1 protein-coding gene and 1 pseudogene are annotated in these 1,253 nt (G+C 45.1%); both read right to left on the minus strand.

The features are described from left to right. Positions 1-275 precede the first annotated feature (275 nt). The gene (locus AK963_RS29215) at positions 276-1,082 is read right to left on the minus strand and encodes a guanine deaminase (RefSeq protein WP_139117784.1); all 807 of its coding nucleotides are present in this window, start codon (positions 1,080-1,082) and stop codon (positions 276-278) included. Continuing rightward, positions 1,064-1,253, minus strand: a pseudogene (locus AK963_RS36265) (IS630 family transposase); the annotation flags it as partial. The gene AK963_RS29215 and the pseudogene AK963_RS36265, both read right to left, overlap by 19 nt.

Genomic DNA, 1,253 nt, shown 5'->3' on the forward strand with positions numbered 1-1,253 from the left:
GATGAGAGGGGCAGGCTTAAGCATTTAGAGATCAAAAATCAGCGACTATATCTGTAATCCGGTGGAAATAGAACTTGGCTAAAGTTAATCGCTAAATGCAAATGAGAATACTCGTGCGTAAGCCCTGCAAAGAGCACAAAGACGTCTTTCTCATGCTTATCTCTACGCATCATCAATGCAGCACATCGTTTTCAGTAAACCTCAATTAATAGCCACAAAAAATCCTTTATTTCCTCTGTGATCTTCGTGATCTCTATGGTTACCTGAATATCTATTTACCGGGTGCTTGAATAAACCAGACGTCCATCTACATAAGTGCGATAGATATTCCGATCATCTCCCAGCGTCATCAAAACAAACAGTTTCTCATCCAGTGCTTTGGAATTATCCCAGCGCAATTGCTGAACCTGCGTAGCAACCGGATCCAGAACAACAAAGTCCGCCTCTTTACCGATATCAAAATTACCAATGCTGTCATCCAGATAGAGTGCATGCGCCCCACCCAGAGTGGCTCGATAAAAACCTTCAATAGCAGGCAGCTTTTCTTTCTGCATCTGAACAACCTTGTAAGCTTCGTTCAGCGTTTCAAACATATTGAATGAAGTACCAGCTCCCACATCCGTTGCCATACCAACACGGACACCATTATCCGCAGCCCGGCGATACTTAAAAAGACCACTGCCAAGGTACATGTTTGACGTTGGACAGAAGGCAACGGATGAGCCGGTTTCTTCCATCACCTGCCACTCTTTGTCGGTCAGATGAATACAGTGGGCATAAACGGAACGCTCGCCAGTCAGACGGTAGTGGTTATACACATCCAAATAGCTGTCGTGTTCCGGATACAGCGATTTCACCCACTCAATTTCATTGAGATTCTCGGATAAATGCGTCTGTACGTAGGCATCAGGAAACTCTTCGCGCAGAGCCATGGCCTTTTCAAGCTGCTCTGGTGACGACGTTGGTGCAAACCTGGGAGTAATGGCGTACAAAAGTCGGTTGCGTTTGTGCCATTTCTTTAACAGTCGACGGGAATCCTGGTAATACCAATTGAATTTTCTAACTACTGTATAACTGCCCAATCACGGGAGCACAGACTGAACAGTCGACCAGCTTCGCTGCAAAGGTTATTCCAAGCTTCACAGCAACAATCTACAATATTTTCATAACCTGAAAATGCTTTGTTTGATAAGTCATGCTCCCGCATCCACTCCCATAGCCTTTCTGAGCTGTTTAACTCCGGTGCGAATGGT

The sequence above is a fragment of the Endozoicomonas atrinae genome, from assembly GCF_001647025.1.
Classification (GTDB): domain Bacteria; phylum Pseudomonadota; class Gammaproteobacteria; order Pseudomonadales; family Endozoicomonadaceae; genus Endozoicomonas; species Endozoicomonas atrinae.